At 29.4% G+C, this 7245-nt stretch carries 4 protein-coding genes; all 4 read right to left on the reverse strand.

Translation table 11 applies throughout. From position 1 onward, the window contains the following. Positions 1 to 333, reverse strand: coding sequence for a restriction endonuclease (locus EIG86_RS08525; RefSeq protein ID WP_127845753.1), 333 nt, complete (start codon positions 331 to 333; stop codon positions 1 to 3). A gap of 150 nt (positions 334 to 483) precedes the next feature. Further along, a complete protein-coding gene (drt3b, locus tag EIG86_RS08530) occupies positions 484 to 2535 on the reverse strand; it encodes an antiviral reverse transcriptase Drt3b (RefSeq protein WP_127845754.1) in 2052 nt (683 codons plus the stop codon). After that, entirely contained in the window at positions 2535 to 3860 is a 1326-nt protein-coding gene (drt3a, locus tag EIG86_RS08535; protein ID WP_127845755.1) for an antiviral reverse transcriptase Drt3a, read from the reverse strand. Before drt3a ends, drt3b begins: the two co-directional genes overlap by 1 nt. Positions 3861 to 3916: 56 nt before the next feature. Beyond that, positions 3917 to 6973: an Eco57I restriction-modification methylase domain-containing protein gene (locus EIG86_RS08540; protein WP_127845756.1), complete on the reverse strand. Its 3057-nt coding sequence runs from the start codon at positions 6971 to 6973 to the stop codon at positions 3917 to 3919. Between the last annotated feature and the right edge of the window lie 272 nt (positions 6974 to 7245).

Here is a 7245-nt window from a genome sequence, read left to right on the forward strand (position 1 = left end):
TTACTCTTCAAAATAGTCTAAATCTATTTTTTTAATCTCAATAGTTTGTTGTGTTTGAACGCCTAAATTAAACTCTATAGCTAAATTAGCCAAATGCTGACCGTCGATAAGAATGATCTTTTGTTGTTTGCTATTATATGCGGTTGAGATTGCACTTTTAGAAAACCTAGATGTTGTCAAAAAAACACCTTTGTTGACGCCTTGAACAGCTAAAGAACCAATAAAATTTCTTATGTCTCCTGAACCAACTGTATTATCAGTGAAACGTTTGGCTTGTACATAAACAGCTGTTTTTATTAACAGTTTTCGTACAATTTCAAGTGATTTTGTCAAATTTCACAACTATTTTTAAATATATTTTTCTTAAAAAGAAAGCAGCCCACTCAGGCTGCTTCTTTATATTTAATCTTCTTTTATCGAAGATTAAATAGGACGCTAGTGTGTGAACTCTCGAAAGAGTCGTTATTTGAGCGGAGCGTTTAACTAATATACTTCTTGACTTTTTTTAGCATCTAATTCTTTCCCAAAATTAAAATTATTCCATTTAGTAAACCAGTATTTTCTATTATTTATAATTTTTGATTTAAGTAATCCTTTTGATGAATCAAAATCAAACAATTGAAATAGCCTGTTCTTAAAGGCTCTATCTAAATAAGGACAACTCAACAAATCAAAAAATAACATTACCAATTCTGTATTTTGAATACGATTTTTTGCTGAAATATTTTCGAACTTACTAATGATGTATTTTTTTAGTATTTGTTTAAGCGCTTCATACCTTACTTTATTTCCAATATAAAATAACAAAACGGTTATAGAAAAATAGTGTAAAGAAAAAGTACATTTCTTATCATTAATATCTATGCCCATATAATAAGCTAGGGTTGTCTCATTAAGCCTATACTCGCGTCCCAATTCTTTTAATGATATCAATAGATATAGAGTTTCTATTTGTATATGCTCTTTAATTCTATCTTTTTTTAGTACTAAAAAAATCTCATCATAGATTTTCTTGAAAACTCGATTACTTAAATCTTCGTTCAGGTAAAGTTTTGCGAACTGCGTGATTTTATTTGTTATTGAGCATAACTTGATGGTGCTATTTACTCTTGGTGTGACAGTATATATGAAGAAGGCTAAGTCTAAAATCTCTAACAACACTTTAGTTGAGTTAATATCAACTATTTTGCTATGTTTTACATAAGATTTTATGAAGTTTATAACTTTGTTGTCAATGCAGCCAAGAGTAAAGTTTTGAATATCTTTATACTTGATATCAGAATTTTTAATAATAATCTTGAATTCTGTTATTAATTTATTTGAGCTGACGTAAAAAGATTTTGTTTTAATCTCTCCTTGAGGAAATAAACTAGTATTTTCATTTTCTGTATTATCAAAGGATAAATTTTTTTCTAGTAATTTTACAACATTTACTTTTGCTACCGTTATACCTGTAAGGATGGGTTTTGAATACTCTTTGCTTTTTTCTTCATTAAGACCCAATTTGTAGTCCCTCAATTTTATCCGAAACCTACTGAGCACTTCATCTTTTACAACCTCATTGTTATAGAAAATAAAATAATCATCCACGTATCTAAAAACCTCATAATCTTTTTTGTGGATCAAAGGTGATTCTAGCTTTAAAAGCTCTTCATGGATTGTTTTGTCAATTTTTTGTAATATAATTTCTGCAAAAATTCTTGAGAATTCTGGGCCTATGACAATACCATTTGTCTCTCCATAATTCAGATTTTGCAATAATCGGTCAAATTTACCACCGAAAGTAGAGCTTGACTTCCCTATATTATGTTTGACTATCTCTTTTTCTAATACAGCCCAGGTTATTGAATGGGAATAAATACTATCGAAACACTTTGAGATATCGAATTTATAAAGATGTTCGTATTTTTTCTCGCACCTATGGTACTTGTATGACTCATAAAATTTGTGGATGTTGCTTATTTCTTTATATGAAAAATATGTTTTGAGATTTTCATATTCTTTATTAAACTCTTCGATTCCTTCTAACTCGTTATCTTGAGCTAAAGTATCTAAATGAAGTCTATCTTTGAAATAAGAAAACTGAGCGACTTTGATAGGATGTCTGATAGAAAAATCACTTTGATTACAATAATATAAAATCAAACTGTTAAACTTATTATAGAATTCTATTACAGATAGCTGGCTCTTAGGGTGAATTATTGTTAGCTCACGAAATTCTTTTTTTTTATGTGAAATTTTATATTGAAATGGAATTGCTTTTAGAGCTCCCTTTTTAATATTAAGCGTAAAATGAGTATCAGATTCATTTTGAATAAAATTGTCTTGAACTCCGAACAGAATTCTGATTATTGATTTAACTTCAGTGTTTTCCGAATTCCAACTTATTTTATTAGAACATAATTCAATGTTATTATTTACTAAAAATTCATAAAAAAACCGATTGGAAAAAGTGGCTGGTGTTTCAAACGGAAGTATGTCTGACAGAACTACTCTTTGTTTTTTATTTGTGATATAGCTTTTTTTCTTGCTCATTACTTCCAAATTTTCATTATTTCTTTCAATTGTTTTCCATTAAATTCTGAAAATCTCTTTCCTTCGAAGCCATCCTTGAAAGAGTATTTGCATAAACGTCTTTTTAATGATACAGATGTTAATTTCGTATGAATATTTTTTTTGAGTAAACCATCCAAGTCTCCAATTTGCTTTTTTTCACTTAAGAAGCTATTTGAGTAATAAATTCCTATCAAGATATTGGATTTATTATTTGCAAGTTTCGTATTTCCTGTTAGAAAGCGAATGCGCCAAACGAGTAACTTCCTTGCTGTTTTTTCATCCACTACAGATAAATTATTATAATTTTCAAAGGCAGTATTTAATCTCCATTTGAGCTTCTCATATTTTTTTTCAGTCAATTTTGTTTTTATAACACCCTTTTTAACTGAAAAATTATAACCTAAAAACTCAAAGTTGTATTCTTCTTCGTCATTAATCTCTCGCATTAATGTCTTAGAAGAATTAATTAGCACTTGACTATTATCTTCAATAGCGTATTTAACTTGATCTAAATAGTTAATTTTGGGACCATTTATATTAGGAGTAAAAATGACTACTATATCATCGACATATCTCGCATAATAAATTATATCATCTTGTTGTTTAATAATTCGATCAATTTTTCGCATGTAAAGTTCAGCTAGATATGCGCTAACACCAATACCTCTAGGCAGCCCTTTATCGCTTCCAGATAAATCTTTATAGCTTCTTAAGATTTGATGGATAATTTTTCGAGATTTTGGTGAAAGTAAATTGTCTTGATTAATCTTTTTAAGTATTACAGTGTGATCTATGGATTCATAAAAACTTGAAATATCTGTTCTTATTATTGTTTTTGGAAACTCATTTTGTAATAAACAAATTAGCTGTTCTACAACACTATTACGATTAGATTGTTTTACATTATATAGTCTTGAGACATTATATTGAACTTGTTTGATTGCAAAGAAAAGCTCAGGTTTATTATCTATTGTGTAGAGATCTTTTCCGCCAGGAATAGATATTTGCTTAAGACTTACACAAAAATCTTTTTTTGAAACATTTACACTTATTGATTCTAGAACATTATCAATTTCAATGTTACGTTGCTCTCTAACTTCTTCTTTGACCTCATTGAAAAATTTAGATAAAATGAAGTTTCCAGATTTTTTATTTTGCTTTGCGAGCTTACCGTAATTTTTAATCTTGTCAGTATAAGCCCTAATTGTAGTTAAGCTTAACTTGTCTTCTACAAATACCCCGTTCCTATTAGCAATATCAAATATTGTTCTAAAATTATTAGCTGAGAATGATTGGTCTAGCATATCTAAATTAATTAATAATAAACTCCTTTATTAAAAACTGTGTAAAAAATAATTCATTAACTATTTTCAACAATTTCAATCTCCTCCTCCGTCAATCCATACAACTCATAAACCATCTGATCAATTTCCTTATCGGTTTGGTTGATTTGAGTTGTTAGGCTTGTTGCTTTTTGTTGTTCTGAAAGGAAATACTCTTCCCACTCGGCTTCTTGGGAGAGACTGAGTTTTATCTTTTTCTTTTTTAGCTCTTTGATGAAATTGGCATAACTTAACTCATACCAGTCTTGAAGCTTTTTAGGCAGCTTTTCTAATTCTTCTGGAAATTGACGTTGTAAGCTACGTTGGAATTTACCTGACAATTCATTTAACTCTCTGGTTTTAGATAGAATGAATTTTGCTAATGAAATGAATAGAGTTTGATTTGTATTATTTATATCTGGAATGGGTATAGATTCAAAAGCTAATTTAGTTATGTTAGTATTTGATTCTCCAAAATATTTACCATAAAAGTAACTAATAAGTTTAGAATTTATTATTGCAATAAAAAATCTGACATCATGACTCTCTTTTTTTACATTTACGAGATTTGCATTTGGAAATATCATGAAATTTTCTAAATCAATAGTTGCAAAGATTTTATTCTTATTCTGACCAACTATTCTTTGTAAAATTATTTTGGGACTGAAATGCCACTTTTTTGTCTTTTTATCTATTTTTTGAACGCTTACATATTTATCAGTTCTATCAGTATAATATCTATGTATATCTCTTCCCTCTAAATATTTATTAAAATCTTCTTTGATACTATTGTAGTTTTTTAGTTCAGAGCTTTCAAGTGTCCCTTGATCAATTATTTCACTATTGTACTCAAAGGTTTTTGGAACACTCATCCATCCTTTATGTAACTCTAAATAATCACCAAATTTTTTTTTGCATTTAATTAACTTGTCTAATGTTGAATTAGTATTTATTATAATTTTTCCATCATACCTTTTCATAATTAATTCTTGAGGCAAAGTAGTCTCGTTTTTATAAACATCAAAAAGATCATTTGACAACAATTGCTTTTTTTTATCAACAACCCTCAGTATTACATTATTAAAATCAGGAACAACGTTTCTTAACAACAATATACTGGTTTCTGTATTAACATCATCAAATGGATAAAACCTGTAGGGAAAATCAATTATCTGAAATAATGATGTTTTTTCTAAAATATAATTACGTATCTTTTTAAAACTGACACTGGTATAGTATGAATTTGGTGTAATAAATCCCAGAAGACCACTTTTTTTTAATAATTTATCAACAGACTTAAACAGAAATAATTGATATAGATCCATTTCTGAAAACAATATGTTTTCAAATTCATCCCAAAAATATTCTCTATCCAATGATTTTATTTGTTTGGTAGAAACATAAGGCGGATTACCAATCACTACATCAAAACCTCCTTTAGCAAAAACCTGTGGAAATTCATTTTCCCAATTAAAAGCTTTATCACCAGCGACTTCAGGATCATCAATTAAGGAGTTTCCGCATTTTATGTTATTACTCAGGTCGTTAAGCTTTCGGTTAGGTTGTGCTGTTCTCAGCCAAAGTGATAACTTGGCAATTTCAACAGATTCATTATTGATGTCAACACCAAACAGGTTGTGTTCTAAAATGCTGTTTTCCACATTAGGAAATATAAAACCACCTCCCATAAGTTTGGTTTCCAGTTCATCCAGATACTGGTGTTCTGCCATTAAATAATTGAGGGCTTCATTAAGAAACGCACCAGAACCACAAGCAGGATCAACCACGGTGATTTGTAATAACCAATCTCTATAATTATTCAGCTTTTTTAATAATTGCTTTTTGGTCTTCGTTTGTCGCTTGATGTTGTAATCTTCTTCAACAAGATTGACTTCGGTTTTCTTTTCTTCGCAAAGCTTTCCAACGGTATTTTCAACAATGTATTTGGTGATGTATTTTGGCGTGTAAAACACACCATCTTTTTTTCGTTTACTTACTTTTACTTTAGTTTCAGATGGGTTTTCTTCTAGCTTGGTTTGTATTTCTTCAATTTCATTTAAAGAATTTTCAAAAATATGCCCCAAAATATTCACATCTACTTCGCTATCAAAATCGTATTCTGAAAGTTTCAAAGTGTGTTCATACAACAATTCATCATCTATTTTGATATTGTCTAAAATTTCATCTGGTCTAAACAAACCACCGTTGTATGGATAAACATTGTGTTGTTTGCCCTTATGTCCTGTATTTAGGTAACCAAAATATTTTTTGAAGCGTTTATATAATGGTGTGTACGCATCCAACTCTTTGAGCTGCTTCCATTGTTTAAGAATAAGTCGAACTGAATTTGGTGGTAATAAATGGCGATCTTCTGCAAAAAACAAAAACAGAAATCGATCTAGTAGTTTTTGAGATTTTTTGAAAAGCAACAGGGCTTCAATATCTGGATTTAATTCTGTTAAGTTATTGTATAATTCTCTTTTGAAAAAGCTATAATCTTTATACAATTGTTTCGTTATGATATCTTCCTGACTATGAGAATCATTTTTAACTTTCTTAGGTATATTTTGACTTATGTTTTGGTAGGCTAAACAGAGGTATAATAACTTAAATTCCTCTTCGGTAAGTTCAAACAAATTGAATACTTGGTGTTCTATAGCATTATCAATATAAAACCTGAGTTTTTCAAAATTGGAAGTAATGACATAAGTACAACTGGATTGGTTGTTTTTATAGCCAAAGGCTTGTGTTTCTACTTTGCTTAAATCTGTGGTGTTAGTTCCTTTAAGTTCTATGACGCCAATTACTTTGTCATTGACTATGATTCCTCCATCTGCCTTTTTGCTGTCTTTGACGTTTTTTAGTTCTGTAGTTAGATTATAGTCAGTAGCAGGATTTAGCGTATAACCAAGAATTTTGACAAATAAGTCTCGCAAAAAACCCTCCTGATATTGTTCTTCTTTAGCATTTCTTATGTTTTCCTGAATACTTGGATCATGAAAGTGAGCTTTGTAGGCTTCCCACTTTTCTTGAAGTTCAGTTTGGTTTTGCGCCTTCAGGTATTTTTGAACAACGGTTGATTGAAATAACGCCATGAATAGTTTTTAATTAGCAATTGGTTGAGTTTATAAAAATAGGTTTTTTTTGAATACTACCAATTAGGCATTAGTTTTAATCCGAAATTGTTCTTATTCTTATTAAAAATTAGCGATGAATTTTGATTTCAAACTATTCTATTTGTTGCTCAAGTTTCAAAGATGTTGTTTTTTTGTTGCTCTCGTTGTTGCTGAATATTACTAAGACGTTGGAATACTGTTTTTCTTGTTGTTTAAAGTTGTTGTTTGCATGATATAATATCAACAACGGT

The sequence above is a fragment of the Psychroflexus aestuariivivens genome, from assembly GCF_004010055.1.
GTDB lineage: Bacteria > Bacteroidota > Bacteroidia > Flavobacteriales > Flavobacteriaceae > Psychroflexus > Psychroflexus aestuariivivens.

Excerpts from the sequence above, each read along its gene's own strand:
- drt3b (WP_127845754.1), bottom strand. The coding sequence starts at position 2,535 with ATGAGCAAGAAAAAAAGCTATATCACAAATAAAAAACAAAGAGTAGTT.
- drt3a (WP_127845755.1), bottom strand. The coding sequence starts at position 3,860 with ATGCTAGACCAATCATTCTCAGCTAATAATTTTAGAACAATATTTGAT.
- EIG86_RS08540 (WP_127845756.1), bottom strand. The coding sequence starts at position 6,973 with ATGGCGTTATTTCAATCAACCGTTGTTCAAAAATACCTGAAGGCGCAA.